The 354-nt window shown below is 68.6% G+C and carries 1 protein-coding gene; it reads right to left on the bottom strand.

Annotation, left to right across the window (positions count from 1 at the left end; all coding sequences use genetic code 11):
- Positions 1 to 354 (bottom strand): alpha-amylase family glycosyl hydrolase (locus IH50_RS0137100; protein WP_030873158.1); only part of this gene is annotated, 354 nt, incomplete at both ends.

The raw sequence follows: 354 nt of genomic DNA on the forward strand, positions 1-354 counted from the left end.
AGCAGCGAGGACGGGGAGGCCATGGAGGCCTCGACGTTGGTGACCTGGTAGCCGTAGACCGGGTCCATGATGGTCGGCAGGAACAGCCGGCCGGGGTCGGAGGAGGAGAAGCCGGCGTTGCGGTCCGGGGTCCACTGCATCGGGGTGCGGACCGCGTCGCGGTCGCCGAGCCAGATGTTGTCGCCCATGCCGATCTCGTCGCCGTAATAGATGATCGGTGAGCCCGGCAGGGAGAGGAGCAGGGCGGTGAAGAGCTCGATCTGGTTGCGGTCGTTGTCCAGCAGCGGGGCGAGCCGGCGGCGGATGCCGATGTTGGCGCGCATGCGGGGGTCCTTGGCGTACTCCGCCCACATG

The sequence above is a fragment of the Streptomyces sp. NRRL S-37 genome (assembly GCF_000721605.1).
GTDB lineage: Bacteria > Actinomycetota > Actinomycetes > Streptomycetales > Streptomycetaceae > Streptomyces.